Below are 25,858 nucleotides of genomic sequence, written 5' to 3' on the forward strand. Positions count from 1 at the left end.
CCGATGCGTTCGATCCGCCGTCAATTGCTGGTGTGGCTGCTCGCGCTCGTGTTACTCGGCGTCGGCGTGGCGGGCTGGCTGATTTACCGCCAGGCGCTTGCCGAAGCGAATGAACTGTTCGACTACCAGTTGGAGCAGATAGCCGCGGCGCTGCCGTCCGAACCGTTCTCACAAGTGCTCGGCTCGCGCGATACCGGCGACGAAGGCATCGTGCTGCAGATCTGGAATCGCAACGGCGTGCTGATGTACTATTCGCGTCCTCGCGCGCCGCTCGCGCCGCGCGCTGAATTGGGCTTCACGACCGAGCATACCGATCGCGGCGACTGGCGCGTGTATGGGGCGATCGTCGGCGATAACGTCGTGCAGTTGGCGCAGCCGTTGTCGGTGCGCAACCGCCTTGCCGCCGACGTCGCCTTGCGCACGTTGTGGCCGTTGATCGTGCTGCTGCCGGCGCTCGGGCTCGCGGTGTGGGTGATCATCGGACGCGGGTTGCGCCCGCTGCGGCGCGTGACGAGCGCGCTCGACACGCGTCATCCGGAGGCGCTCGATCCGTTGCCCGATCAGCGCCTGCCGCTCGAGGTGCAGCCGCTCGTGCGCGCGTTGAACGGGCTGTTGCAGCGGCTCGCCACCGCGCTCGACATCCAGAAGGCGTTTGTCGCCGACGCCGCGCACGAACTGCGCACGCCGCTTGCCGCTGTGCAGATTCAATCGCAACTGGTGGCGCGCGCAAAAGACGACGCGGCGCGCAGCGAAGCGCTCGCCGACCTGCAAGCGGGTGTGACGCGCGCGACGCGCCTTGCCGAGCAACTGCTCGCGCTCGCGCGCTCGGAACCGGACGGCCTCGGCGCAACTGACGCCGTCGACTTGCGCTCGTTGCTGCAGGACTGCGTGGTGACCTATGCGCCGCTTGCTGAAAATCGCGGCGTGGACCTCGGCATCGAGGCGAGCGAAGCGGCTACCGTGATCGGTGATCCCGAGTCGCTGCGCGTCATGTTCAACAATCTCGTGGATAACGCGACCAAGTACACGCCGCGAGGCGGGCGTGTCGACGTGAGCCTGCATGTCGAACAGGGTCATCCGGTCGTGCGTATCGCCGACAGCGGGCCCGGCATCGAGCCTGCGGAACGCGAGCGTGTCTTCGACCGTTTCTATCGCGCGGGCGCCGGCGAAAATCGCGTGCGTACCGATGTGGCCGGCAGCGGACTCGGCCTAGCGATCGTCCGGCGAATCGCGACGCAACATCACGCGGCAGTGTCGCTCGGCCAATCGTCGGCCGGCGGCCTAGAGGTTACCGTGCGCTTCTGAACCAATGCTTTCAATTTGCCTGGTGCAGAAAACCCCTGAAAAGAAGGCCAAAACACGATCTGTCGCTGCTTAAGACTCTTTTAAGCGATGCCCCGTACGCTTCCTGACATCCGAGTTTCTTTCTCCAGTCAGGAGTACACGATGAACGCGAAAACCTTGTCTCGCAGCGCTGTTGCAGCGGCTGTCGCCGTTGCGCTTTTCGCCGGCTATGTGGCGGGCCATCGCGACGTGCCCGCGCCCCAGGTCATCTCACCGGCGCAAGCGGCGATGATGCCCGCCGAAGCCGCCGCGAAAACCGGCATTCCCGATTTCTCCGGTCTCGTCGAAACGTACGGGCCCGCGGTAGTCAACATCAGTGCAAAGCACGTCGTGAAGCGCGCGGCGCTGCGCAGTAACGGCGGCAATGGCGGCATGAGCGGCGGCAATCAGTTGCCGATCGATCCGAGCGACCCGTTCTACCAGTTTTACAAGCACTTCTTTGGCGGCATGCCGGGCGTGCAGGGCGGCGACGGCGGCGACGCGCCCGACCAGCCGAGCGCGAGCCTCGGTTCCGGGTTTATCGTCAGCAGCGACGGCTACATCCTGACCAATGCGCACGTGGTTGACGGCGCAAACGTCGTCACGGTGAAGCTGACCGACAAGCGCGAGTTCAGAGCCAAGGTGATCGGCGCCGACAAGCAGTCGGACGTCGCCGTCCTTAAGATCGACGCAAGCAATCTGCCGACAGTGAAGATCGGCGATCCGCGTCAGAGCAAGGTCGGTCAGTGGGTGGTCGCGATCGGTTCGCCGTACGGCTTCGATAATACGGTGACCTCCGGCATCATCAGCGCGAAATCGCGTTCGCTGCCGAACGAAAACTACACGCCGTTCATTCAGACCGACGTGCCGGTGAATCCCGGCAATTCGGGCGGGCCGCTGTTCAATCTGCAAGGCGAGGTAATCGGCATCAACTCCATGATCTATTCGCAGACCGGCGGCTTCCAGGGGCTTTCGTTCGCAATCCCAATCAATGAGGCAATCAAGGTCAAGGACGACATCGTCAAGACGGGTCACGTGAGCCGTGGGCGCCTTGGTGTCGCCGTGCAAAGCATGAATCAGACGCTGGCAAATTCGTTCGGCATGCAGAAGCCGCAAGGTGCGCTCGTCAGCTCGGTCGATCCGGACGGTCCTGCCGCGAAGGCGGGGTTGCAACCGGGAGACGTGATTCTGTCGGTGAACGGCGATCCGGTGGGCGATTCGTCGGCGCTGCCTTCACAGGTGGCAGGGCTCGCGCCCGGCAGCACGGCCACCGTGCAGGTGTGGCGTGACAAGGGCACGAAGGATCTGAAGGTGACGATCGGCTCGTTGTCGGACGCGAAGCTGGCCTCGGACAAGACCGATCAGCCCGCGCAGTTGCAAGGGCGTCTGGGCGTGGCCGTGCGTCCGCTGACGCCGGAAGAAAAGAGCAGCGCTTCGATCTCGCACGGTCTTCTCGTGCAGCAGTCGGGCGGCGCGGCAGAAAGCGCGGGCATCCAGCCGGGCGACGTCATTCTCGCCGTCAACGGCCGGCCGGTGACGAGCGTCGATCAGTTGAAGCAGATGGTCTCCGGCGCGGGCAATAGCATCGCGTTGCTGATCCAGCGTGACAACGCACAGATTTTCGTACCGGTCGATCTGGGTTGATCGACGTCCGGTCAGTCATGACTGGTCGATGAACAGCATCGAGTAACGCTTGCCGGTCTGTTTGCACTTACTGCAGACAGACCGGCATTTTTCTTTCTGTACCGGAAGCCGCAAACCGGGCGCTGTGCGGCGTGTGACGTGCGAAGCGGGCGATTCGCCGTGCTGTCGAGCGGCCGCGTGGCACGGCAGTTGCATCCACATTGAATCCGGTCCCATCGACGGGTAACGGATAAGGACGTCAATAAGGAGCAAACCGATGAAGAACCAACGCACTCAGCGAAAGATCGTAGCCGCCGCGGCCAGCGTGGCGCTCACTCTCGGTCTGGCGGGCGGCGCATATGCGCAGCAGGCGAGCGAAGTAACCGGCGGCACCACCGCCGACCAGACGAGCGCAGGCAACGCCAACGGCGGAGGTCTGCCGCAAATCCAGCAACAAGGCGACGTGTCGTTCGTCTCGGGCGGCGTCGGTCTGGACGAGTCCAAGGCACTGCAGCAGGCGCAAAGCCAATGGCCTTTGTCATTGCGCTTTACCGGACCGGGCTCGGACTATCTGGCCGACGTCCACGTACGGATCGTCGACGCGCATAACGGCGAGGTGTTGAGCACCGCGTCGCGCGGACCCTACATGCTCGTGAAGCTGCGCCCAGGGCGCTACACGGTGCATGCGACCTACAAGGACCGCGACCAGTCGAAGGCATTGACGGTGCCCGCGAAGGGCACGGCGAAAGCGGCGTTCTACTGGAACACGCAGTAAACCCGAGGCTTGTCTGGCATGCAGCACGGAGGCCGCGCAATCGCGAGGACTTTGACCGATAATGAAGCCACGGGCCCGTCCCGTGGCTTTGCTGTATGCACGACCGCACACTTTCACGGAGCCGAGACATGAGCGATGCCTTGACACCTCACGCAAATCCGGACAAACCCTCCGGCGGGCACGCCATTACGATAACGGGCAATCATCACCGGGTGCGGGTGATTCATGGCGGCGTGACGATGGCCGACACGCACGCGGCGCTCACGCTCGCCGAAACCGGTCTGCCCGACGTTTTCTATTTTCCGCGTGAAGACGTGAACATGGCGCGGCTCGAACGCTCCACGCACACGTCGCACTGTCCGTTCAAGGGCGACGCCTCGTACTACCATCTGCGCACCGAAGACGGCTTGATCGAAAACGCCGTATGGACTTACGAGACGCCGTTCGAACAGGCAGCCCCGATCCAGGGATATCTCGCGTTTTACTCATCGCGCGTCGACCGCATCGATCAGACCTCCTGATCCGCTGTCGCGCGTCTGTCGGAGGCTGGGATGGAACTGAACGACGCGTTACGGATTCCACTTGCGCCGTCCGATGTCTGGGACGCGTTGCAAGACCTCGCGCTCCTGCGCGCCAGCCTCGATAACTGCGAATCGTTCACGCGCCTTTCGCACGGCGAATACGCGCTGGCTATGACGGTGCCCCTCGGCCCGCTGCGTGCGCGTTACGAAGCACGCGCGCACGTCGCCGGCCAGGATTCCGGCCCTGCCGACGCGGAGCGCCGCACGATCAATTTCAAGGCGCGCGCCGAAGGTATCGGCTCACTGCGCGGTCAAATCGAAGTGCGTCTGCGCGCGGAAGAGGGCGCGCTCGGCAGCAGGGAGCGCGGCACGCGGATCGACTACACGATCTGGGCGACGTCGTCGGGGCCGCTCGCTGAACTGCCCACGCGTCAGCTCGAAAACGCGCTGCACCATCTCGCCGACGATTTCTTCGCCGAATTCAGCGCGGTGGTGCGGGCGAAGCATGGGCAGGGCCCGAACCGCGCGCGCGGTTCGGCGGCGCGTCGCCAGCATGTATTTTTACGGCCCATCACGCTGGGCGGCGTTTCGCGGCGCACCCGCGCAGAACATGGCAGCCCGCTTGCCGGACGCGCTGCCAGCGTGTCGCACGGCGTCTCGCATCCCGAGCCGACCCCTCATGCCATGCCGAACTGGGCGTGGGCGGCGATGATTTTTCTCGTCGCGCTTCTGCTGTATGTGGCGCGCTGGATCAGCGAGCACTGACGGCGGCACGCATGTTCTTCGCGCCTGGACCGGCGCGCGAGCGGCATGGTCGCGCGGAACGGTTGCGCAGCGTGCGGGGTCGAGTGTCGTGCGGGCGCGACTACGAATTCGCGGTGAAAGACTACGAAAGCGCGTCGCTTTGCACCCTGCGTTGCTTCGCGACGTCGATGCCGTACTTCGCTTTCAATGTGTCACCCGGCGTCTTCATTGCCATCAGCGTGTCACGCGGCATTTGCGTGGGCGCTGTGTCTCATGCGCCGCGAAACTCTCTTCGCCATGCTGAGGGCGAGGTCCGAAACGCTTCTGCGAAATGTTGACGCAATGACGCCGCCGACCCGAACCCGGCGATGCCCGCAATCGCTTCCACTGACTGATCCGAGCTCTCCAGCAACTGCTGCGCGCGCGTGAGCCGTTGTGCGAGCAGCCACGCGCCGACGGTCGTGCCGGTGGCGAGTCTGAAGCGCCGCGTGAAGGTGCGCCGGCTCATCAGTGCGCGCGCCGCGAGGCTGTCGAGCGTGTGCGGCGCGTCGAGGTTGCCGCACACCCAGTCGAGCAGACCCGAGAGCCGGTCTTCGCGGACGTCCGGCGGCAGCGGCTGCTGGATGTATTGCGCCTGGCCGCCTTGCCGGTGCGGCGATACGACGAGCCGCCGCGCGACGAAGTTCGCCACCTCGGCGCCGCACATCTTGCGCAGCACATGTAGACAGCAATCCAGGCCGGCAGCCGTGCCCGCCGATGTCAGCACGTTGCCGTCGTCGACATACAGCACGTCGCGATCGAGCCGGACACGCGGGTAACGGCCCGCGAAGTCGTCCGCCCATGCCCAATGCGTCGAGGCCGGGCGGTCGTCGAGAATGCCGGCGGCAGCCAGCACGAACGCGCCGAGGCATAGGCCGACGAGTTGTGTGCCGCGTGCGTGCGCCGCGCGCAGTGCATCGAGCAAAGCGGCTGGCGGCGGCTCGGCGGGATCGCGCCAGCTCGGCACGATGATCGTGTCGGCTTCGGCGAGCGCTTCGAGGCCGTGAGTCACGGCAATCGAGAATCCTGCGGTCGTCGTCAGCGGGCCGGTTTCGCCTGCGCACACGCGGAAGTCGAAGCCGGGAACGCCACTGCCACTACGGTCCTCGCCGAACACCACGCATGGCACAGAAAGATGGAATGGGCTGATGCGGTCGAACGCGATCACTGCGACGATGTGTGCCCGCTGTCCGCGGGGCTTTGCGGCGGCCGGGGCGGGAGAGGCGGCACGTGTAGCCATGAGTCAGGCACCTTGGGAAAGCGACGACGATGGCCCGATTCTAGCGAAGATTGTCAATCGGGCCACTGTTGGCATAACGGGCGTGGGCGAACAATGCGTCATCGCGGCGGCCTCGTTTGCCTGAAGCTAGTGGGGCTGTGGCGCGCGACCTCATCAATCTTTCACAGGAGTCTGGCCATGACCACACCACGCCGTGCGCTGATTGTCATCGACGTGCAGAACGAATACGTAACGGGCAATCTGCCGATCGAGTATCCCAACGTTCAAAGCTCGCTAGCCAACATTGGACGCGCGATCGACGCCGCGCGCACCGCCGGCGTGCCGGTGGTGATCGTGCAGAACTTCGCGCCGGCCACTTCTCCACTGTTCGCGCGCGGGAGCGCGGCAGCGGAACTGCACCCGGTGGTCGCTTCCCGTGAGCGCGATCATTATGTGGAGAAGTCGCTGCCGAGCGCCTTCACCGGCACGGACCTCGCCGATTGGCTGGCAGCACGGCAAATCGACACGGTGACGGTAGTGGGTTACATGACGCACAACTGCGATGCATCGACGATCAATCACGCGGTCCACGCGGGCCTCGCCGTCGAATTCCTGCACGATGCAACCGGCTCCGTGCCGTATGAAAACAGCGCGGGCTTTGCAAGCGCGGAAGACATTCATCGCGTGTTCAGTGTGGTGCTGCATTCGCGCTTTGCGGCGGTGGCGAGCACCGACGAATGGCTTGCCGCCGTCAGTAGCGGTGTGCCGTTAGAGCGCGGCAACATTTATGCGTCGAATCAGAAGGCGCGCAGCCGGAATCGCTGATGTTGGCGTGAGGGACGCGGCTTAAGGGCCGCGAGTCAAGGATCGCGACCGGGAGGTCGCGGCGTATGCCGGTCCAACGCTGGGCCAGCGTGACAACGAGCGCTGCGGGAGCGGGCGCGACCGTTGCGCCAAATGGTGTGTCGGAAGCGTTGCCGACAGCGCCGGCGCCGACAGCACCGCTCGATCAGCCGCAAACTACACCGCCCGAGCGGCCCCCAGCCGCCGCTTCACGTTGACTTGCGCAGCGCCGGACTCAGACGTAATGCATCGAAAATACCTTCGACCATCCGCTCGCCGAGCGCGGTGAAATCCGTCGCATCGGGTAGAAACAGCATGTCGCGCAGCGATCCGCCGACAAACGCATGCACCATGGCAGCAGCGAGTTTCGTGTCGAGGTCTGCCGGCAATTGCCCTTTCGAGATCGCGTTGCGCAAGCCGCCTTCTATCTTGATCAGCGCCTCGCGCATATTGGTCTGGTAGCGGACCATCACCGGCCCCATCTCTTCGACCAGCTCGCACTTCAGAAACAGAATGTCGAACACGCGACGGCGCCGCTGATCGGTCGCGGTATCGCGCACACAGACGATGCAGATTTCCATCAGCCGCCCAAGCGGATCGGGCTCGTTCGGGTCCAGCGACGCGGCTTTGAGTTCGTCCAGCGGCAGCAGCACGCGGTCGAACATCTCGGTGAACAGATCGCTCTTATGCGCGAAGTGCCAATAAATGGCGCCGCGCGTGACGCCGGCCGCCTGTGCGATGTCGGCGAGCGAAGTGCGCGACACACCCTTTTCGAAGAAGACCCGCTCGGCTGCGTCGAGGATGCTGTTGCGCGTCTCCAGCGCTTCTTCTTTGGTTCTTCTGACCATATTTGTCTAACTTGCCCTGATTGCGGGTTTTCCCGAGCTTTTTTAAGTACGCTCGATGACAATCCGTTTGCCCTGAACTGTTTGGCGAAGCTTTCTTCCGGGTCCCCGCCCCGCAAGAGAAGTAACGCACTTTTACATCCATTCGTGAATGTATATATAATAGCACCCCACGATCGGATAGCCCAAGCTGTGACGACCGGTTAATATCCGTCACTGTTGTCTTCAGAACGCTTACGCGCCGTGCTTCAACGGGCGGCGCGGTGCGGCATTTCCCGGTAAGGCGCATTTGGTTCAGGTTGCCTCGCAACTGTTGCCGGCATCCATGGGCGTTCGGTCGAGCGTCGCAAGACGCATGTGTGCGCCGTCGTCCCCGGGGTAGGGATGCGCGCACTTTTTCATTCTCAGTCATAGACAGAGGTCGCTCCATGCGCGTCGAACGGGTTCCATTCCGCTTAATCAGTGCCGCGACGGCTGCCATATTGCTGGCAGCATGCGGACCAAAACAATCTGCCCCGCCGCAACAGACGCCCGAAGTCGGCGTCGTCACAGTCCAGCCGACTACCGTACCTGTCGTCACTGAACTGCCGGGCCGCACCAGTGCTTTCCTCGTCGCGCAAGTGCGCGCGCGGGTGGACGGCATCGTGTTGCGCCGCGAATTCACCGAGGGCGGTCAGGTCAAGGCAGGCCAGCGCCTGTACAAGATCGATCCAGCGCCGTACATCGCCACGCTGAACAACGCGAAGGCGTCGCTCGCCAAGGCGCAGGCCAACCTCGCGTCCACCACGGCGCAGGCAAACCGCTTCAAGGTGCTGGTTGCGGCCAACGCGGTCAGCAAGCAGGACTACGACAACGCAGTAGCCGCGCAAGGCCAGGCCGCCGCCGACGTCGCCGCGGGCAAGGCCGCGGTCGAGACGGCGCAGATCAACTTGGGCTATACCGACGTGACCTCGCCCGTGACGGGCCAGATCGGCGTGTCGCAAGTCACGCCGGGCGCTTATGTTCAGGCGAGCGCCGCAACCCTGCTCGCCACCGTGCAGCAACTCGATCCGGTCTACGTCGACCTGACGCAGTCGAGCCTCGACGGTCTGAAGTTGCGCCGCCAGATGCAGGAAGGGCGTCTCAAGACGAACGGCCCTGACGCCGCGAAGGTTTCGCTCATTCTCGAAGACGGCCGTACGTATTCCGAAAAGGGCAAGCTGCAGTTCACCGACGTGACGGTCGACCAGGGCACGGGCTCTGTCACGGTCCGCGCGATCTTCCAGAACAAGGACAAGGTGCTGCTGCCGGGCATGTTCGTGCGCGCAAAGATCGAGGAAGGCGTGAACGAGAACGCGCTCGTCGTGCCGCAAGTCGGTATCACGCACGACCAGAAGGGTCAGCCTACCGCGCTCGTCGTCGGTGACGACAACAAGGTCGCGTTGCGTCAGCTCGTCACCTCGGGCACGTACGGTTCGAACTGGGTGGTCGAGAGCGGCCTGAAACCTGGCGACCGCGTGATCGTGCAGGGCACCGACAAGGCGAAACCGGGCATGCAGGTCAAGACCGTTGCCGCGCAGCTTCCCGCTACACCCGCCTCCGGCGCAGCCGCTCAAGGTGCGCCGGCCGCCAGCGGCGGTGCGCAGACGGCTCAACCTGCCTCCGCTGCATCGGGCGCGTAATAACAGGGAGCCCGCCACATGGCAAAGTTCTTCATTGATCGCCCGATTTTTGCATGGGTGATCGCCATCATTTTGATGCTCGCGGGTATCGCGTCGGTGTTCACATTGCCGATCGCGCAATATCCGACCATCGCGCCGCCGGCTGTGCAGATCAGCGCAACGTATCCGGGCGCTTCGGCGAAGACGGTGGAAAACACCGTCACGCAGGTGATCGAGCAGCAGATGAGTGGTCTCGACCACTTGCTGTACCTGTCGTCCACTTCGGACGACTCGGGTACCGCAACCATCACGCTGACGTTCGCGGCCGGCACCAATCCTGACATCGCGCAGGTGCAGGTGCAGAACAAGCTGCAGCTCGCCACTCCGTTGCTGCCGCAAGCGGTTCAGCAGCTGGGTACGAAGGTCACGAAGTCGAGCAGCAGCTTCCTGCTGGTCATGGCGTTCGTGTCCGAAGACGGCAGCATGAGCAAGTACGACCTCGCGAACTACGTGGCGTCGAACATTCAGGACCCGGTCAGCCGTATCGACGGCGTGGGCACGGTGACGCTGTTCGGCTCGCAGTACGCAATGCGAATCTGGCTCGACGCGAACAAGCTGACCAACTTCGGCCTGACTCCCGTAGATGTGCAGACCGCGCTGCAGGCGCAGAACGTACAGGTTGCCGGCGGCTCGCTCGGCGGCACGCCGTCGGTGCCGGGGCAGGTGTTGCAGGCGACCATCACGGAAGCGACGCTGCTCAATACGCCTGAACAGTTCGGCAACGTGCTGCTGAAGGTCAATCCCGACGGCTCGCAGGTCCGTATCAAGGACGTTGCACGCGTCGAGCTCGGTGGCGAAAACTACAACTTCGACACCAAGTACAACGGTCAGCCTACCGCCGGCTTCGGTATCCAGCTCGCCACGGGCGCGAATGCACTCGCAACGGCGAAGGCAGTGCGCGCGAAGGTCGCGGAACTGTCGAAGTACTTCCCGCACGGTCTGGTCGTCCAGTATCCGTACGACACCACGCCGTTCGTGCGTCTGTCGATCGAGGAAGTGGTCAAGACACTGCTCGAAGGTATCGTGCTGGTGTTCCTGGTCATGTACCTGTTCCTGCAGAACCTGCGCGCCACGCTGATCCCAACCATCGCAGTTCCGGTGGTGTTGTTGGGCACGTTCGCGGTCATGAGCATGGTGGGCTTTTCGATCAACACGTTGTCCATGTTCGGACTCGTGCTGGCAATCGGCCTCTTGGTGGACGACGCGATCGTGGTGGTGGAAAACGTCGAGCGGGTGATGGCGGAAGAGGGCTTATCCCCTCGTGAAGCCACGCGCAAGGCGATGGACCAGATTACCGGCGCGCTCGTCGGCGTGGCGCTCGTGCTGTCGGCGGTGTTCGTGCCGGTGGCGTTCTCGGGCGGCTCGGTCGGCGCTATTTACCGGCAATTCTCGCTGACCATCGTGGCGGCCATGGTGCTGTCGGTGCTGGTCGCGTTGATTCTGACGCCGGCTTTGTGCGCGACGATTCTCAAGCCGATTCCGCAAGGTCATCACGAAGAGAAGAAGGGTTTCTTCGGCTGGTTCAACCGGAACTTCAACAAGAGCCGCGACAAGTATCACTCGGGCGTGCACCACGTGATCAAGCGCTCGGGCCGCTGGCTCATCATCTACATGGTGGTGATCTTCGCGGTCGGTTTGCTGTTCGTGAAACTGCCGAAGTCGTTCCTGCCGGACGAAGACCAGGGCACGATGTTCGTGCTGGTGCAAACGCCTTCGGGCTCCACACAGGAAACCACGGCGCGCGCGCTGAAAGACGTGTCGGACTATCTGCTCAACAGCGAAAAGGCGATTGTCGAATCCACCTTCACGGTGAACGGCTTCAGCTTCGCGGGCCGCGGTCAGAACGCCGGTCTCGTGTTCGTGCGGATGAAGGACTACGCGCAGCGTCAGCATGCTGATGAAAAGGTGCAGGCGCTGGTGGGCCGCCTCTTCATGCACTTCGGCAGCTACAAGGGTGCGCTCGTGTATCCGGTGAATCCGCCGTCCATTCCGGAACTCGGCACGGCTGCCGGCTTCGACTTCGAGCTGCAGGACCGCGCGGGTGTCGGCCACGAAAAGCTGATGCAAGCGCGCAACATGCTGCTCGGCATGGCCGCGCAAGATCCGACGCTGGCTCAGGTGCGCCCGAACGGCCTGAACGATACGCCGCAGTTCAAAGTGAACATCGACCACGAAAAGGCCTCGGCACTCGGCGTATCGCTGTCCGCAATCGACCAGACGTTCTCGATCGCGTGGGCGTCGCAATACGTGAACAACTTCCTCGATACCGACGGCCGGATCAAGAAGGTGTACATGCAGGGCGATGCACCGTTCCGTATGACACCGGAAGACCTGAACACCTGGTACGTGCGCAACACGGCAGGCGGCATGGTGCCGTTCTCGGCGTTCGCAAGCGGCCAGTGGACCTATGGTTCGCCGAAGCTCGAGCGTTACAACGGTATTTCCGCGGTGGAAATCCAGGGCGCGGCGGCACCGGGCAAGTCGACGGGCCAGGCGATGACGGCAATGGAAGCGCTCGTGGCGAAACTGCCCGCGGGTGTCGGCTACGAATGGACGGGCCTGTCGTTGCAGGAACGCCAGTCCGGTTCGCAGGCGCCGATTCTGTACGGCATCTCGATCCTCGTCGTGTTCCTGTGTCTCGCGGCGTTGTATGAGAGCTGGTCGATCCCGTTCTCCGTGATTATGGTGGTGCCGCTCGGCGTGATCGGTGCATTGCTGGCCGCCACGCTGCGTGGGCTCGAGAACGACGTGTTCTTCCAGGTTGGTCTTCTGACAACAGTGGGGCTCTCGGCGAAAAACGCGATCCTGATCGTCGAATTCGCGCGCGAATTGCAGCTGAGCGAGGGCATGGGTCCGGTCGAGGCCGCGTTGGAAGCGGCACGTCTGCGGCTGCGTCCGATTCTGATGACGTCGCTCGCGTTCATTCTCGGCGTGATGCCGCTCGCGATCAGTAACGGCGCGGGCTCGGCGAGCCAGCACGCAATCGGTACGGGCGTGATCGGCGGTATGTTGACGGCGACCTTCCTCGCGATTTTCATGATCCCGATGTTCTTCGTCGTGATCCGCGCGAAGTTCGGCGGCGACAAGGAAGACCCGGACGCGGCGCTCGCACACTATAACGAGCACCATCCGCATGATCCGCAAGGTGGCGGAGCGGCTGGCGGGTCCGACACCAATGGCTCGGGCAAGGACGGACATTGAGATGCAAAAACACTCTTTGATTGCAGTGGCGGTCGCGTTCGTCGCTGCCGGTTGCACGATGGCGCCGAAGTACGAACGCCCCGCCGCGCCGGTGACAAGCACGTTCCCGACCGGCGGCGTGTACGACACGCAGCCGGGCACGACGCAGGCTGGCGGGGCCGGTGCGCGCAGCGCGAACGGCCTGGCGGCGGCCGACATCGGCTGGCGCGATTTCTTTATCGATCCGCGCATGCAGCAGTTGATCGACATCGCGCTGAAGAACAACCGCGATCTGCGCGTGTCGGTGCTGAATATGCAGGCGTCGCAGGCGCAGTTCCGGATCGTTCGCGCGGGCCTGTTCCCGACGCTCGACGCTGCGGCATCGCAAAGCAAACAGCGGACACCGAAAGATCTGTCGGTGTTCGGCAATACGATCTCGAATTCGTATTCGGTCGGCCTGAACGCATCGTGGGAAATCGACTTCTTCGGGCGTATTCAAAGCCTGAAGGACCAGGCGTTGGCTCAGTACCTTGCCACGGCTCAAGCGCGCAAGGCAGCTGAAATCGCGTTGGTCTCGCAGGTGGCGAATCAGTACCTGACGGTGCTCGAACTCGACGATCTGCTGAAGGTCACGCAAGGTACGCTGAAGACCGCGCAGGAGTCGTATCGCATCACGAAGCTGCAGTTCGACAACGGTACGGGCTCCGAACTCGATGTTCGCCAGGCGCAGACCGTGGTCGAGCAGGCCGAGGCGAACCTGCATGCGCAGGAGCGTCTGCGGGCCCAGGCGGAGAACGCGCTGGTGCTGCTGGTCGGCGAGCCGTTGCCCGCCGGCCTCGCGCCGGGCCTCACGTTGAACGACCAGAATCTGCTCACGGATATTCCGGCGGGTCTGCCGTCCGATCTGCTGACGCGTCGTCCCGATATCATGGAGGCCGAAGAGAATCTGCTTGCGGCCAATGCGAATATCGGCGCCGCGCGCGCGGCCTTCTTCCCGAAGGTTTCTCTCACGGGCAGCTTTGGCACGCTGAGCCCGACGCTCGGCGGCTTGTTCAAGCCGGGGTCGGCAGCGTGGAGTTTCGCGCCGTCGATCACGCTGCCGATTTTCGAAGGCGGTCAGAACATGGCCAACCTCGACCTCGCGAATATCCAGAAGAACGTCCAGATCGCCACGTACGAAAAGGCGATCCAGACGGCCTTCCGTGAGGTAGCAGACGGGCTCGCCGCGCGCGGCACATACGATCAGCAGATCCAGTCGCTCGAGCGCAACGCGTTTGCGGAACAGCGCCGGCTGGATCTGTCGAATCTGCGCTATACGAGCGGGGTCGACAGTTACCTCGCGGTGCTGACCGCGCAGACCGCTTCGTATTCGGCGCAGCAGTCGTTGATTACCGCGCGCATGGAGCGTCTGCAGAACCTGGTGACGTTGTACCAGGCGCTCGGCGGCGGCTGGATCGAGCATAGCGGCGATCAGCCGCGTCCGGCCGACGCACCCGTCGACTACGGTGCGGCAAGTGCGCCGGCAGCGGCTTCGGCTGCGACCGCCGGCTGACCGTTAAAGCAGTTCGACGGCTAAGCGACCGGAGAAAAAAACGCCACGGCATGCCGTGGCGTTTTCTTTTACTGCGGTGAGCGGATCGAGCGGAACGCGCCTCCTGGCGAGGCATTGCAATAAAACCCCAAGCTTCAAGAATTCAACGTCAGAGCCCTCACTTTCAATGCAGGTCCGCCGCGCGCAGCATTTCGTCGCGAGGTTGATCGTTGCCGCCGCGTCCATCGAAATCGTGGCCAGCCTTGCGGATTTCGCACTGCGCCTTCTTCTCGCTTTTGACGCCGTTGAAAATCAGATTCAGCACGACCGCGGATACCGAAGCCAGCAAGATTCCACTATGCAGCAGCGGTGACAGCGCGGGCGGCAGTCTGGAGAAGAAGTGCGGCGACACGACCGGTACGAGCCCCAGCCCGATACTGACCGCAACGATGAACAGGTTGTGGTGATTCCTTACGAAGTCGACCTTCGACAGCACCTTGATGCCATTGGCCGCGACCATGCCGAACATCACGATCCCTGCACCGCCGAGTACGAATGCCGGCACCGACGCGACCACTTGCGCCATCTTCGGAAACAGGCCGAGCAACACGAGGATCACGCCGCCCATCGCGCAGACAAAGCGGCTCTTCACGCCCGTGACGCCGATCAGGCCGACATTCTGCGAGAACGACGTATGCGGAAACGAGTTGAAGATGCCGCCGATCAGCGTGCCGAGTCCGTCCACGCGCAGGCCGCGCACTAGCGCTTTCTGATCGACCGGACGATCGACCATATCGCCGACAGCGAGGAACATGCCCGTCGATTCGATGAAGGTGACGAACATTACAGTGACCATGGTCGCAATCGACAACGGATCGAAGTGCGGCAAGCCGAAGTGGAATGGCATCACGAAGCCGACCCACGGTGCGTGCGTGACGCCTTCCATGTTGACGCGGCCGAGCGCCAACGCGATCACGAAGCCCGCGACAATGCCGAGCAGTACGGAAATATTCGCGATGAATCCCTTGGCGAACTTGTTGATGAGCAGAATCAGCATCAGCACGAGCAGCGACAGCCCGAGGTAGACCGGGTTGCCGTAGTCGGGATTGCCCACGCCGCCGGCCGCCCAGTTGATGCCGACGCCCATCAGCGACAAACCGATCACCGAGATCACCACGCCGATCACCACCGGTGGGAAGAAGCGCAGCAGCTTGCCGACGGCCGGCGCAAGCAGGATGCCGATCACGCCTGCGGCAATCGTCGAGCCGAAGATGTCGAGGATGCCGAGCGACGGATTCGTGCCGATCGCGACCATCGGACCGACTGCGGCGAACGTGCAGCCCATGATGACCGGCAGGCGGATGCCGAAAATCCACAACCCGAGCGTCTGGATCAACGTGGCGATGCCGCACGAGAACAGGTCGGCGCTGATCAGAAACGCGATCTGGTCTTTCGGCAGTTTCAGCGCGGCGCCGACGATCAGCGGGACGGCGACAGCGCCCGCGTACATCACCAAAACGTGCTGGATGCCGAGGGTGAGCAACTGGCCCGCAGGTAGCCGCTCGTCGCACGGGTGAACCGTGTTCGATTGCATAACGTCTCTCTCCACAATCTAGTTTTGGGATGGGCTCCAAGGTATCGGGGACGAAAAAGCGCAACAAGACCGCTGGGGCCTATTCCGGCATTCCCGGTGACGATATGCGCAAGCCCGTTTTGAAAGCCGGAATCGACGCGAGCGGCGGGTTCACCGGCGGTCAGCCCCTTGCAGCGGCGATGCGCGCGCGGTCGTGCGCATGCCCGAGCCGCCTCGATATATGTGAGAATCGATCAGGTGTATCCGGGCTGGCACATAGTCATGTTTTCACGAAACTCGCCGCCGACCGGGGTTAACCCGCGATTCGGCCGCTTTGCGCACGCGGCAGCCCTTGGTTTGCACACATCGCGCGATTGGCAAAAGTCGGCGCTCACGGCACCGTCTGCGTGCTCTCACTGACACCCTAACTGACGACGCTCCACCACTCATGAGCTTTCTCGGCATCGACCTCGGCACCGGCTCCCTCAAAGTTGCAATCGTCGATGAAGACGGCCATGAACAGGCCGCCGCGAGCGCCGCTTATGGCCTTGAGACGCCGCACGCCGGCTGGGCGGAAACGTCGGTGCAGACGTGGTGGCGCGCGCTGGGCGAAGCGGCTGCCCGCTTGCCCGACGGTTTGCGTCGCGAGGTCAAGGCGATTGGCTTGTCGGGGCAAATGCACGGCGTTGTGTTGATCGACGAAACCGGCAATGCCGTGCGGCCCGCCATGCTGTGGCCTGACACGCGCGCGCGGACTTTGCTCGACGCGTGGCCCGAGCCGCAGCCCAATCCGGTGGCGCCAGGCATGGCCGGTCCGTTGCTGCGCTGGATCGTGTTGCATGAACCGGAGTCCGCGCGCCGCACCCGTTGGGCACTGCAACCAAAAGACTGGCTGCGCGTCGCGCTGGGCGGGGCGGTCGCAACCGATCCGTCGGATGCCTGCGCAACCGCGCTCGCCGATCCTGATGGCACGTGGGACGCGGCGCTGGCCGAACGGCTGGGCATTCCGCACGAGTGGTTCCCGCCATTGGGGCCGTCTTATGCAGCCGCCGGCGTGTTGTCGCAGAACGCGGCGCAGGCCTTGGGTTTGCGCGCGGGGATCGTGCTTGCGACGGGTGCCGCCGACACCCCATGCGCTGCGCTCGGCAGCGGCATTGCACGCGACGGCGACGCGCTTCTGACGACGGGCACCGGTGGCCAGATCGTCGTACTCGCCGAGCATGAGCCGCAGGCGGTGAAAGGCTTGCATCGTTATCGCGCGGCGAGCGATCACTGGTATCGGATGGCGGCCATGCAGAACGTAGGCATTGCACTCGAGCGCGCGCGCGGATGGCTATGCTACGAATGGAGCGACGCCTATGCCGAAGCCTTCGGCGATCACGCGAACCACGGCTCCGACATCAACGCCAACGCCGCCGCAGCGACAGCGCCGCTGACCTTCCTCCCGTACCTCACAGGCGAGCGCACACCCTGGCTCAATCCCGCGGCGCGCGGCGGCTGGCTCGGCCTTGCTCTCGACCACACGCGCGGCGCGATGATGCGCGCCGCGTTCGAAGGCGTCGCTTTTTCGCTGCGCGCGGGGCTCGATGCGATCCGCGCGAGCGGCGCAACAGTGACGTCTTTGAAGCTTGCAGGAGGCGGTTCCGTCGATGCCCGCTGGCGCCAGTTGCTTGCCGATGCGCTGAATGCGGAACTGCACGCGGTCGATTGTCCAAATGCTGCCCCGCGCGGCGCGGCTATTCTGGGTGGCATTGCAAGCGGTCACTGGCATGTGCACGATCTCGCAGCGCTCGCGCCTGGTGCGACACACGTGGCGAGCCCTCGAGGCGATCACGCGCTCGCTGAACGCTACGCGCGTTTTCTGGATCTATATGGTCGCGTCGAAACATGGTTCGACGCACCTCCCGGCGCTTGACGATGAGAGCGGTAATGTCACCTGCTGACAATGCCGCGACGCACTTTCCAATACCATGACGCTTCTCATGCGTTAGCCTGTAGCTCGCGCGGCGCAGGCATCGGCCGCAGCATGATCCCCGTATATTCGCGCGTCGCCTTGTTGCAGGCCTCGACGCGCGTCGCATTCACAGACTCACAGGAGCATTCACGATGAAGACCAAAGCAGCAATCGCATGGAAAGCCGGCGCACCGTTGACGATCGAAGAAGTCGATCTCGAAGGACCGCGCGCAGGCGAAGTCCTGATCGAAGTGAAAGCGACGGGCATCTGCCACACCGATTACTACACGCTCTCGGGCGCCGATCCCGAAGGCATTTTCCCGGCGATTCTCGGCCACGAAGGCGCGGGCGTGATCGTCGATACGGGTCCGGGCGTCGGCACGCTGAAGAAGGGCGATCACGTCATTCCTCTTTACACGCCGGAATGCCGTCAGTGCAAATTCTGTCTGTCGCGCAAGACCAACCTGTGTCAGGCGATCCGCTCGACGCAAGGCAAGGGCCTGATGCCAGACGCCACGTCGCGTTTCTCGCTGGACGGCAAGCCTCTGTTCCACTACATGGGGACGTCCACCTTTTCGAATTACATTGTCGTGCCGGAAATCGCGGTTGCCAAGGTGCGTGAAGACGCGCCGTTCGACAAGATCTGCTATATCGGCTGCGGCGTAACGACGGGCGTCGGCGCGGTCGTGTATTCGGCGAAGGTGGAAGCGGGTGCGAATGTGGTCGTATTCGGGCTCGGCGGCATCGGTCTGAATGTGATTCAAGGCGCGAAGATGGTGGGCGCGGACAAGATCATTGGTGTGGACATCAATCCGGGCCGCGTGGAACTCGCGAAAAAATTCGGCATGACGCACTTCATCAACCCGAACGAAGTCGAGAATGTGGTCGATCACATCGTGCAGCTTACCGACGGCGGCGCCGACTATTCGTTCGAATGCATCGGCAATACGAAGGTGATGCGCCAGGCGCTCGAATGCACGCATAAGGGTTGGGGCCAGTCATTCATTATCGGCGTGGCGGCGGCGGGCGAGGAGATCAGCACGCGTCCGTTCCAGCTCGTCACGGGCCGCGAGTGGAAGGGCTCCGCATTCGGTGGCGCGCGTGGCCGCACCGACGTGCCGAAAATCGTCGACTGGTACATGGAAGGCAAAATCAATATCGACGATCTCATCACGCACCGTCTGCCGCTCGAGCGCATCAACGAGGGCTTCGACCTGATGAAGAAAGACGAGTCGATCCGCTCGGTCGTGCTGTATTAACTCGGCTCAATGAAAGCGACTCAATGAAAGCGACCAACAAGGAGCAAGACGATGCTTGAGCTACTGTCGTCGCACGCCTGTCATGGCGGCGAGCAGCGCTTTTACCGGCACGAGTCGCAGACTGTCGGCCTGCCAATGCGCTTCTCGGTTTTTCTGCCGCCGCAGGCCCTGCAGGCAGATGCGAAGGTGCCCGCGCTGTTTTATCTCGCAGGGCTCACCTGTACCGAAGAGACGTTTCCGATCAAGGCCGGCGCGCAGCGCTTCGCCGCGCAACATGGCGTTGCGCTCGTCGCGCCGGATACGAGCCCGCGGGGCGCGGGCGTGCCGAACGAAAGCGCCGCGTGGGACTTCGGCGTGGGCGCGGGCTTTTACGTCGATGCAACGCAGGAGCCGTGGGCGCGGCACTACCGGATGTACTCGTATGTACGCGACGAGCTGCGTGAAACGGTGCTGAAGGAACTGCCCGTCGACGGCTCGCGTCTCGGCATCTTCGGGCATTCAATGGGCGGCCACGGTGCGCTAATGATGGCGCTGCGCAATCCGGACATCTATCGCTCGGTATCGGCCTTCGCGCCGATCGCGGCGCCCACGCATGCCCCTTGGGGCGAGAAAGCGTTCAGCGGCTATCTGGGCGAGGACCGCGAGACGTGGAAGGAATACGACGCAAGCGAACTCGTGCGGCGAGCGTCGCGCCAGTTCGCGGAGGGGATTCTGGTCGATCAGGGACTCGCCGACCAGTTTCTCGCCGAGCAGTTGTACCCGGACGTGTTCGAAGCCGCATGCCGTGAGGCGGGCCAACCGCTGACGTTGCGCCGCCATGCGGGCTACGACCACGGCTATTACTTCATCTCGACCTTCATTCAGGATCACATCGCGCATCACGCGAAGGTCTTGATCGGCTGAAATCTTTTGTACCGATGGCGGCGCCGTTGCGGGCCGCCATCCCATCTAGCGCCTTTGAGTTTAGCGGCGCTTCAGCAGACTTCCGCCGTACACCACCGCCGACAGCGCGGTGATCCAGAAGCTGGTCGGCCAATCGGTATAGAACGCGAGCGTCACGCCGAGCCACGCCTGCAGCAACGCGAACCCGGCGGCGAGCACCAGGCCAGCGGAAAGCCGCGTCGTCATGTTTTGCGCGGCGGCGGCCGGGCCGACCATCAGCGTGAAGACCAGCAGCACGCCGACTATCTGCGTGCACGCGGCCACTGCGAGCGCGGCAATCGCAAGAAACAGCACCGACACGAGACGCAACGACACGCCTTTGGCTTCGGCCAGTTCAGGCTGCAGCGAAGCAAACAGCAACGGTCGCATGATCGCCGCGAGCGCGAGCAGGCTGACTACGCCCAAGGCCGCCAGCACAGCGAGCGTCGACTCGTTTACGCCGAGCACGTTGCCGAACAGCAGCGCTGTGACCTGCGTCGCGTAGGCGGTAAAGAAGTGCAGAAACAGCAGGCCGAAGCCGAGCGACAGCGACAGGATCACGCCAATTGCCACGTCGCGGCCGGCAAGGCGCTCGCCTAGTGCGCCCATGCCGATGCCGGCCGCGAGCGTAAAGCCGACCATGCCCCAGATCGGCGAAACGCCGATCAGCACGGCGCCGGTCGCGCCAGTGAAGCCGACGTGCGAAAGCGCGTGGCCAGCGAAGGTCTGTCCGCGCATCACGAGAAAATAGCCGACCACGCCCGCGAGCACCGCGACGATTCCCGACGCGGCGAACGCGTTCACCATGAAGTCGTATTCAAACATCGTGCTTATGTCCGTCGCGTGGGTCGTGCTGGTGTGAGTGGCCGTGCGCAGGTCCGTGCGCGGCTCCGTGCGAATGACCATGGGAATGCGAGTGGCCGCCGTTCCCGTCGTGTTCATGTTCGTGATCGTGCTTTTCTACTTCGACGCCGCCCGACATCACGAAGATGCGGCCGTTCACGCGCATCACGTCGATGGGCGAACCGTAGAGGCGCGACAGCACGGGCCGGGTGATGACCTCGTCGACGGTGCCGAGCGCGGCCACGCCGCTGCCGAGATACAGCACGCGATCGAGCGAGTTGAGCAGCGGATTCAGTTCGTGCGCCGAGAACAGCACGGCAATGCCGAGTTCCTGCTGTACGCGCCGCACGAGTTCGACGACGCTCTTCTGATGATGCGGATCGAGGCTGATGAGCGGTTCGTCGAGCAGCAGCAGTTTCGGCGCGCCGAGTAGACATTGCGCGAGCAGCAGGCGCTGCCGCTCGCCGCCCGAGAGTTCGGATAACGGGCGCTCGGCGAGCTTTCGGCCGTCGACAAGTTCGAGCACGCGCTCGACGTCCGCGCGCGTCCTGGCATCTGCATGCGGTAGTCCCCAACGGTGGCCATCTGCCGCCATTGCCACGAAATCGCGGCCGCGCACGCGCCGTCCGGCGAGCGCGCTGCGCGTTTGAGGCATATAACCGATCGACGCGTTGCCTCGCTCCACCGGCTGCCCCAGTACGCGGATCGAGCCGCTTGCCGCCGGTACGAGGCCGAGCACCGCGCGCATCAGCGTGGTCTTGCCGGCGCCGTTCGGCCCCAGTACGCCGATGAATTCGCCCTGATTCACGACGAAGCCGGCATCGCGCAAGATCGTGCGGTCGCCGAGTTCGAGCGTGACGTGATCGACTTCGAGCACGGGCGCGCGGCTCGCAGCTGCGCTTGCTGACAGATTGGCTGGCGTGCTGCGGCCAGTGTCATTCATTGCGTTTTTCCTTTGACGCTTGCCGCCGCCGCATTCGCACCGGCCGCGTCGCTTTGGGCGAGCGCTGCGCCGAGCGCGTCGAGCTGCGAAAGCATCCACGTCTGATACGTCTTGCCCGCGGGCTCGGTCTCCGTGACGCTCATGGTCGGCACCTTCGATTGCTGCGCGAGTTTCAACATGCGTTTGGTCAGAGCCTCGGTTGCCTGGCTGTTATAGATCAGCAAGCGCACGCGTTTTTCACGCAGATCGCGTTCGAACGCGGCGATGTCGGACGCGCTCGCTTCGGTGTCGTTCATGGCCGCCAGCTGAAAGCGCATGTTGCGCATGCTCAGCCCGATTGCGTCCGACATATAGCCGAACACCGGCTCCGTTGCCGTGACCGCCGTGCCCGCGTAGCGCGCATGCAACTCGGCAACCTTCGCCTCGACCGGTTTCAGCGAATCCAGAAACTTCGCGAGATTCGCATCGTACGCCGACTTGTGCGCCGGGTCAGCCGCGACGAGCGCCTCGTTCACCGCGCGCGCCACTTTGGGCATGGTCGACGGGTCGTACCAGAGATGCGGATTGTCGCCGCTCTTCTTGCCGGTAAGGTCGGCCGCGACGATCGTCGCGCGCTTCGTGCCTTTCGAAGCCGCCAGCAGTTTCACCATCCACGGATCGTAGTCGGCACCGTTGTAGACCACGATGCTCGCGTGTTGCAACGCGCGAGCCGTCTTCGGGCTGGCTTCGAACAGATGCGGGTCCTGGTCCGGATTGCTGAGAATGCTGGTCACGTCGATGCGCTCGCCGCCGAGTTGCTGCACCACGTCGCCATAAAAATTTTCCGCGGCAACCACCGGGATTTTCGCATCCGTGGCAAATGCCGCCTGGCTTAACGCGAAGGCGGCTGTAACCGCGGCGACATACTTCGAGAACAACCTCGTGCCGGTCTTTTTCATTATGTGTCCTGCTGCGTGAGGGTTGAATGAATTGCAAACGTGAAGCGATGGCTCATGTGGACGCAGTGGCGCGCGACGCGCGTGCGCACCGTGCGCAAAGACCGCTTAATTCGACGACCGCTCGGTGTACCTCGAAGCCGTGTGCCGGCGCGCTGTGCGACAACTGCTCGGCGAGGGCGTCGCCCGGAATCTCGACGGTCGCCCCGCAGCGGTCGCACATCAGAAACTGGCTGCAGTGCGGCACGCCGACCTCGCAGCAGGCGACGAATGCATTCTTCGACTCGATGCGATGCACGAAGCCATGCGCGAGCAGAAAATCGAGCGCGCGATAGACCGTGGTCGGCGGTACGCGGCCCCGTTCGGGTTCGAGCGCGGCCAGCAATTCGTAGGCGCCGACAGGCCGTTCGCTCGCGACAATGGCCGCATACACCTGACGCCGCAGCGGCGTCAGGGCCAAGCCGTGCAACGCGGCATGCGCTTCGGCATGCGCAAGCCGCACAGCATGATGTTCTGCAGTCGGTGTAGCCATCGGCACGAATCTCCTTGTCGGTGACGTGGCGGATGTAAGGGCGGCTCGTGACGCAAGGTCGCAATGATATAACGTATCTCGTTTTTTTGTCACCGGTCGGATGCAGGAGCGCTGCAACCGTCGGACGCCGTTGTTCCGCGCTGCACCATCGAAATCTGAGAGAGCGCCTTGACATGACCGGATGCGTATCCGATCATTCGATCACAAACAGAGCAATTGATCGCGCAATGAGCGTTCGCTCACTGCGCCTCCAAAAAGCGAAACGAATCGGAGACAAAGCGTGTCGGCACGATTGCAAGACAAGGTGGCCATCCTGACAGGCGCAGCAAGCGGAATCGGCGAAGCCGTGGCGCGGCGCTATCTGGACGAAGGCGCGCAATGCGTGCTGGTGGACGTGAAGGCGGCTGACAGTTTCGGCGACACGCTGCGCGCCGCCTACGGCGAGCGCGTGCTCACGGTCAGTGCGGATGTCACTCGCCGCGAGGACATCGAGCGCATCGTGGCGAGCACGCTGGAGCGCTTCGGTCACGTGGATATCCTGTTCAACAATGCGGCGCTGTTCGATATGCGCCCGATCCTCGAAGAATCGTGGGACGTGTTCGACCGCCTCTTTGCGGTCAACGTGAAGGGCATGTTCTTCCTCATGCAAGCCGTCGCACGGCAGATGGTCGAGCAAGGCCGCGGCGGCAAGATCATCAATATGTCGTCGCAAGCGGGGCGGCGCGGAGAAGCGCTCGTGTCGCATTACTGCGCGACGAAGGCGGCCGTCCTCAGCTACACGCAATCTGCTGCATTGGCGCTCGCGCCGCACAAGATCAACGTGAACGGCATCGCGCCGGGTGTCGTCGATACGCCGATGTGGAAAGAAGTGGACGCGCTTTTCGCCCGCTATGAGAACCGGCCGCTTGGCGAGAAGAAGCGCCTCGTCGGCGAAGCGGTGCCGCTTGGGCGCATGGGCGTTCCCGACGATCTGACCGGAGCGGCACTGTTCCTCGCATCCGCGGATGCAGACTACATCACTGCGCAAACCCTGAACGTCGACGGCGGGAACTGGATGAGTTGAGCGGCTGAACCCGCGTTATCCAGCGTCATTTTCGTAGAACAAACGCAGCATCACATAACGCACGAGAAAGGAGACAACACATGAAACCAGCCCTCAAATCCGCGCTCAAGGCGGTTAGCGCAGGCGCCGCTGCATGCTTCGCGCTGAGTGCGTCGGCGGCCACGGTGACGATCGCGACGCTGAACAATCCGGACATGATCGAGCTGAAGAAGCTGTCGCCCGAATTCGAAAAGGCGAATCCGGACATCAAGCTGAACTGGGTGATTCTCGAAGAAAACGTGCTGCGTCAGCGCGCCACGACGGACATCACGACCGGCAGCGGCCAGTTCGACGTGATGACGATCGGCGCGTATGAAACGCCGCAGTGGGGCAAGCGCGGCTGGCTCACGCCGCTCACGAACCTGCCCGCTGATTACGATCTGAACGACGTCGTGAAGACGGCCCGCGACGGCCTCTCTGCCGGCGGCCAGTTGTATGCGCTGCCGTTTTACGTCGAAAGCTCGATGACGTATTACCGCAAGGACCTGTTTGCGGCGAAGGGCCTGAAAATGCCTGATCAGCCGACTTACGATCAGATTGCGCAGTTCGCCGAGAAGCTCACCGACAAAGCCAACGGCATGTACGGCATCTGCTTGCGCGGCAAGGCGGGCTGGGGCGAAAACATGGCGTATGGCACGACCGTGGTGAACACGTTCGGCGGCCGCTGGTTCGACGAAAAGTGGCACGCGCAACTCACTTCGCCGGAATGGAAGAAAGCGATCACGTTCTATGTGGATCTGTTGAAGAAGAACGGCCCGCCGGGAGCGAGTTCGAACGGCTTCAACGAAAACCTGACGCTGATGTCCTCGGGCAAGTGCGCAATGTGGATCGACGCGACGGTGGCGGCGGGCATGCTGTACAACAAACAGCAGTCGCAGATCGCGGACAAGGTCGGTTTTGCCGCGGCGCCCATTGCGGTTACGCCGAAGGGTTCGCACTGGCTGTGGGCGTGGGCGCTCGCGATTCCGAAGTCCTCCAAACAGGCTGACGCAGCGAAGAAGTTCATTACGTGGGCCACGTCGAAGCAGTACATCGAGCTCGTCGCGAAAGATGAAGGCTGGGCATCGGTGCCACCAGGAACGCGCCAATCGACGTATGCACGTCCCGAGTACAAGCAGGCCGCGCCGTTCGGCGACTTCGTGCTCAAGGCGATCGAAACGGCCGATCCGGAGCATCCGACGGCGAAGCCCGTGCCGTACACCGGTGTGCAATTCGTTGGGATACCTGAATTCCAGTCGTTCGGCACCGTGGTCGGTCAAAGCATCTCTGGCGCAATTGCCGGTCAGATGACGGTCGACCAGGCGCTGGCAGCAGGCCAGGCCACCGCGGATCGCGCGGTGAAGCAGGCCGGGTATCAGAAGTAACGAAGAGTAGATCGGAAAGCTCGCCACTGGAGTTACGTGGCGCGTGCCGGCTGACGCCCGTCAGCCGGCTCACGCAGCACAGCGGGCCG

The 25,858-nt window shown here is 63.3% G+C and carries 21 protein-coding genes; 14 read left to right on the forward strand and 7 right to left on the reverse strand.

Annotated elements, in window-relative coordinates:
- Positions 1-3 precede the first annotated feature (3 nt).
- From BCA01S_RS22690 to BCA01S_RS22710, 5 genes are all read left to right on the forward strand, one after another.
- On the forward strand, positions 4-1,305 hold the full coding sequence (locus BCA01S_RS22690) for an ATP-binding protein (RefSeq protein ID WP_027778888.1): 1,302 nt from the start codon (positions 4-6) through the stop codon (positions 1,303-1,305).
- Between the two features lie 141 nt (positions 1,306-1,446).
- Positions 1,447-2,967, forward strand: coding sequence for a DegQ family serine endoprotease (locus BCA01S_RS22695; protein ID WP_027778889.1), 1,521 nt, complete (start codon positions 1,447-1,449; stop codon positions 2,965-2,967).
- A 256-nt stretch (positions 2,968-3,223) separates the two neighbouring features.
- Positions 3,224-3,721 carry a hypothetical protein gene (locus tag BCA01S_RS22700; protein WP_027778890.1) on the forward strand — a complete coding sequence of 166 codons (498 nt, stop codon included), beginning with the start codon at positions 3,224-3,226 and terminating at the stop codon, positions 3,719-3,721.
- A gap of 128 nt (positions 3,722-3,849) precedes the next feature.
- Complete coding sequence (locus tag BCA01S_RS22705) at positions 3,850-4,242, forward strand: DUF427 domain-containing protein (protein WP_027778891.1); 393 nt, start codon at positions 3,850-3,852, stop codon at positions 4,240-4,242.
- 30 nt (positions 4,243-4,272) lie between these two features.
- The gene (locus BCA01S_RS22710) at positions 4,273-5,007 is read left to right on the forward strand and encodes an SRPBCC family protein (RefSeq protein ID WP_027778892.1); all 735 of its coding nucleotides are present in this window, start codon (positions 4,273-4,275) and stop codon (positions 5,005-5,007) included.
- Positions 5,008-5,257: 250 nt separating this feature from the next.
- Here the strand turns inward: BCA01S_RS22710 and BCA01S_RS22720 are convergent, their stop codons facing one another.
- Positions 5,258-6,265 (reverse strand): helix-turn-helix domain-containing protein, encoded by a 1,008-nt coding sequence (locus BCA01S_RS22720; RefSeq protein ID WP_027778893.1) that lies wholly within the window; start codon positions 6,263-6,265, stop codon positions 5,258-5,260.
- Between the two features lie 177 nt (positions 6,266-6,442).
- Here BCA01S_RS22720 and BCA01S_RS22725 point away from each other — a divergent pair, with 177 nt between their 5' ends.
- The gene (locus tag BCA01S_RS22725; protein WP_027778894.1) at positions 6,443-7,069 is read left to right on the forward strand and encodes a cysteine hydrolase family protein; all 627 of its coding nucleotides are present in this window, start codon (positions 6,443-6,445) and stop codon (positions 7,067-7,069) included.
- Between the two features lie 227 nt (positions 7,070-7,296).
- Here the strand turns inward: BCA01S_RS22725 and BCA01S_RS22730 are convergent, their stop codons facing one another.
- Complete coding sequence (locus BCA01S_RS22730) at positions 7,297-7,935, reverse strand: TetR family transcriptional regulator (RefSeq protein WP_027778895.1); 639 nt, start codon at positions 7,933-7,935, stop codon at positions 7,297-7,299.
- Positions 7,936-8,360: 425 nt separating this feature from the next.
- Here BCA01S_RS22730 and BCA01S_RS22735 point away from each other — a divergent pair, with 425 nt between their 5' ends.
- The 3 genes from BCA01S_RS22735 to BCA01S_RS22745 are packed head-to-tail and all read left to right on the forward strand — an operon-like array spanning position 8,361 to position 14,364.
- Positions 8,361-9,593, forward strand: a complete 1,233-nt coding sequence (locus tag BCA01S_RS22735; RefSeq protein WP_027778896.1) for an efflux RND transporter periplasmic adaptor subunit — start codon at positions 8,361-8,363, stop codon at positions 9,591-9,593.
- A gap of 18 nt (positions 9,594-9,611) precedes the next feature.
- Positions 9,612-12,833 carry an efflux RND transporter permease subunit gene (locus BCA01S_RS22740; RefSeq protein WP_027778897.1) on the forward strand — a complete coding sequence of 1,074 codons (3,222 nt, stop codon included), beginning with the start codon at positions 9,612-9,614 and terminating at the stop codon, positions 12,831-12,833.
- 1 nt (position 12,834) lies between these two features.
- Entirely contained in the window at positions 12,835-14,364 is a 1,530-nt protein-coding gene (locus tag BCA01S_RS22745) for an efflux transporter outer membrane subunit (protein WP_027778898.1), read from the forward strand.
- Positions 14,365-14,527: 163 nt separating this feature from the next.
- On the opposite strand, the gene BCA01S_RS22750 is transcribed toward BCA01S_RS22745, so the two are convergent.
- Entirely contained in the window at positions 14,528-15,937 is a 1,410-nt protein-coding gene (locus BCA01S_RS22750; protein WP_020069209.1) for a nucleobase:cation symporter-2 family protein, read from the reverse strand.
- A gap of 427 nt (positions 15,938-16,364) precedes the next feature.
- On the opposite strand from BCA01S_RS22750, the gene BCA01S_RS22755 reads away from it, so the two are divergent.
- The 3 genes from BCA01S_RS22755 to fghA all read left to right on the forward strand — a co-directional run bounded on the left by BCA01S_RS22755 (position 16,365) and on the right by fghA (position 20,032).
- Positions 16,365-17,831 (forward strand): xylulokinase, encoded by a 1,467-nt coding sequence (locus BCA01S_RS22755; protein ID WP_027778899.1) that lies wholly within the window; start codon positions 16,365-16,367, stop codon positions 17,829-17,831.
- A 191-nt stretch (positions 17,832-18,022) separates the two neighbouring features.
- Complete coding sequence (locus tag BCA01S_RS22760; RefSeq protein WP_027778900.1) at positions 18,023-19,129, forward strand: S-(hydroxymethyl)glutathione dehydrogenase/class III alcohol dehydrogenase; 1,107 nt, start codon at positions 18,023-18,025, stop codon at positions 19,127-19,129.
- 51 nt (positions 19,130-19,180) lie between these two features.
- A complete protein-coding gene (gene fghA, locus BCA01S_RS22765) occupies positions 19,181-20,032 on the forward strand; it encodes an S-formylglutathione hydrolase (RefSeq protein ID WP_027778901.1) in 852 nt (283 codons plus the stop codon).
- A 60-nt stretch (positions 20,033-20,092) separates the two neighbouring features.
- Here the strand turns inward: fghA and BCA01S_RS22770 are convergent, their stop codons facing one another.
- Genes BCA01S_RS22770 through BCA01S_RS22785 form a run of 4 tightly spaced genes read right to left on the reverse strand, consistent with a single transcriptional unit; the run spans position 20,093 to position 23,303 of the window.
- The gene (locus BCA01S_RS22770; protein ID WP_027778902.1) at positions 20,093-20,875 is read right to left on the reverse strand and encodes a metal ABC transporter permease; all 783 of its coding nucleotides are present in this window, start codon (positions 20,873-20,875) and stop codon (positions 20,093-20,095) included.
- Entirely contained in the window at positions 20,868-21,836 is a 969-nt protein-coding gene (locus BCA01S_RS22775; protein WP_027778903.1) for an ABC transporter ATP-binding protein, read from the reverse strand. Before BCA01S_RS22775 ends, BCA01S_RS22770 begins: the two co-directional genes overlap by 8 nt.
- Positions 21,833-22,774, reverse strand: coding sequence for a metal ABC transporter solute-binding protein (locus BCA01S_RS22780; RefSeq protein WP_027778904.1), 942 nt, complete (start codon positions 22,772-22,774; stop codon positions 21,833-21,835). The genes BCA01S_RS22775 and BCA01S_RS22780 overlap by 4 nt, the downstream gene beginning before the upstream one ends.
- Positions 22,775-22,826: 52 nt before the next feature.
- A complete protein-coding gene (locus BCA01S_RS22785; protein ID WP_027778905.1) occupies positions 22,827-23,303 on the reverse strand; it encodes a Fur family transcriptional regulator in 477 nt (158 codons plus the stop codon).
- Positions 23,304-23,583: 280 nt separating this feature from the next.
- On the opposite strand from BCA01S_RS22785, the gene BCA01S_RS22790 reads away from it, so the two are divergent.
- A complete protein-coding gene (locus tag BCA01S_RS22790; RefSeq protein ID WP_027778906.1) occupies positions 23,584-24,366 on the forward strand; it encodes an L-iditol 2-dehydrogenase in 783 nt (260 codons plus the stop codon).
- 80 nt (positions 24,367-24,446) lie between these two features.
- Positions 24,447-25,769 (forward strand): ABC transporter substrate-binding protein, encoded by a 1,323-nt coding sequence (locus tag BCA01S_RS22795; protein WP_027778907.1) that lies wholly within the window; start codon positions 24,447-24,449, stop codon positions 25,767-25,769.
- Positions 25,770-25,858 lie beyond the last annotated feature (89 nt).

Source organism: Paraburkholderia caledonica NBRC 102488, from assembly GCF_000685095.1.
GTDB classification, from domain to species: domain Bacteria; phylum Pseudomonadota; class Gammaproteobacteria; order Burkholderiales; family Burkholderiaceae; genus Paraburkholderia; species Paraburkholderia caledonica.

Coding starts and splice junctions, on each gene's coding strand:
- BCA01S_RS22720 (WP_027778893.1), bottom strand. CDS start 6,265: ATGGCTACACGTGCCGCCTCTCCCGCCCCGGCCGCCGCAAAGCCCCGC.
- BCA01S_RS22705 (WP_027778891.1), top strand. CDS start 3,850: ATGAGCGATGCCTTGACACCTCACGCAAATCCGGACAAACCCTCCGGC.
- BCA01S_RS22710 (WP_027778892.1), top strand. CDS start 4,273: ATGGAACTGAACGACGCGTTACGGATTCCACTTGCGCCGTCCGATGTC.
- BCA01S_RS22770 (WP_027778902.1), bottom strand. CDS start 20,875: ATGTTTGAATACGACTTCATGGTGAACGCGTTCGCCGCGTCGGGAATC.
- BCA01S_RS22760 (WP_027778900.1), top strand. CDS start 18,023: ATGAAGACCAAAGCAGCAATCGCATGGAAAGCCGGCGCACCGTTGACG.
- BCA01S_RS22745 (WP_027778898.1), top strand. CDS start 12,835: ATGCAAAAACACTCTTTGATTGCAGTGGCGGTCGCGTTCGTCGCTGCC.
- BCA01S_RS22735 (WP_027778896.1), top strand. CDS start 8,361: ATGCGCGTCGAACGGGTTCCATTCCGCTTAATCAGTGCCGCGACGGCT.
- BCA01S_RS22780 (WP_027778904.1), bottom strand. CDS start 22,774: ATGAAAAAGACCGGCACGAGGTTGTTCTCGAAGTATGTCGCCGCGGTT.
- BCA01S_RS22700 (WP_027778890.1), top strand. CDS start 3,224: ATGAAGAACCAACGCACTCAGCGAAAGATCGTAGCCGCCGCGGCCAGC.
- BCA01S_RS22775 (WP_027778903.1), bottom strand. CDS start 21,836: ATGAATGACACTGGCCGCAGCACGCCAGCCAATCTGTCAGCAAGCGCA.
- BCA01S_RS22730 (WP_027778895.1), bottom strand. CDS start 7,935: ATGGTCAGAAGAACCAAAGAAGAAGCGCTGGAGACGCGCAACAGCATC.
- BCA01S_RS22690 (WP_027778888.1), top strand. CDS start 4: ATGCGTTCGATCCGCCGTCAATTGCTGGTGTGGCTGCTCGCGCTCGTG.
- BCA01S_RS22725 (WP_027778894.1), top strand. CDS start 6,443: ATGACCACACCACGCCGTGCGCTGATTGTCATCGACGTGCAGAACGAA.
- BCA01S_RS22750 (WP_020069209.1), bottom strand. CDS start 15,937: ATGCAATCGAACACGGTTCACCCGTGCGACGAGCGGCTACCTGCGGGC.
- BCA01S_RS22740 (WP_027778897.1), top strand. CDS start 9,612: ATGGCAAAGTTCTTCATTGATCGCCCGATTTTTGCATGGGTGATCGCC.
- BCA01S_RS22755 (WP_027778899.1), top strand. CDS start 16,365: ATGAGCTTTCTCGGCATCGACCTCGGCACCGGCTCCCTCAAAGTTGCA.
- fghA (WP_027778901.1), top strand. CDS start 19,181: ATGCTTGAGCTACTGTCGTCGCACGCCTGTCATGGCGGCGAGCAGCGC.
- BCA01S_RS22785 (WP_027778905.1), bottom strand. CDS start 23,303: ATGGCTACACCGACTGCAGAACATCATGCTGTGCGGCTTGCGCATGCC.
- BCA01S_RS22795 (WP_027778907.1), top strand. CDS start 24,447: ATGAAACCAGCCCTCAAATCCGCGCTCAAGGCGGTTAGCGCAGGCGCC.
- BCA01S_RS22695 (WP_027778889.1), top strand. CDS start 1,447: ATGAACGCGAAAACCTTGTCTCGCAGCGCTGTTGCAGCGGCTGTCGCC.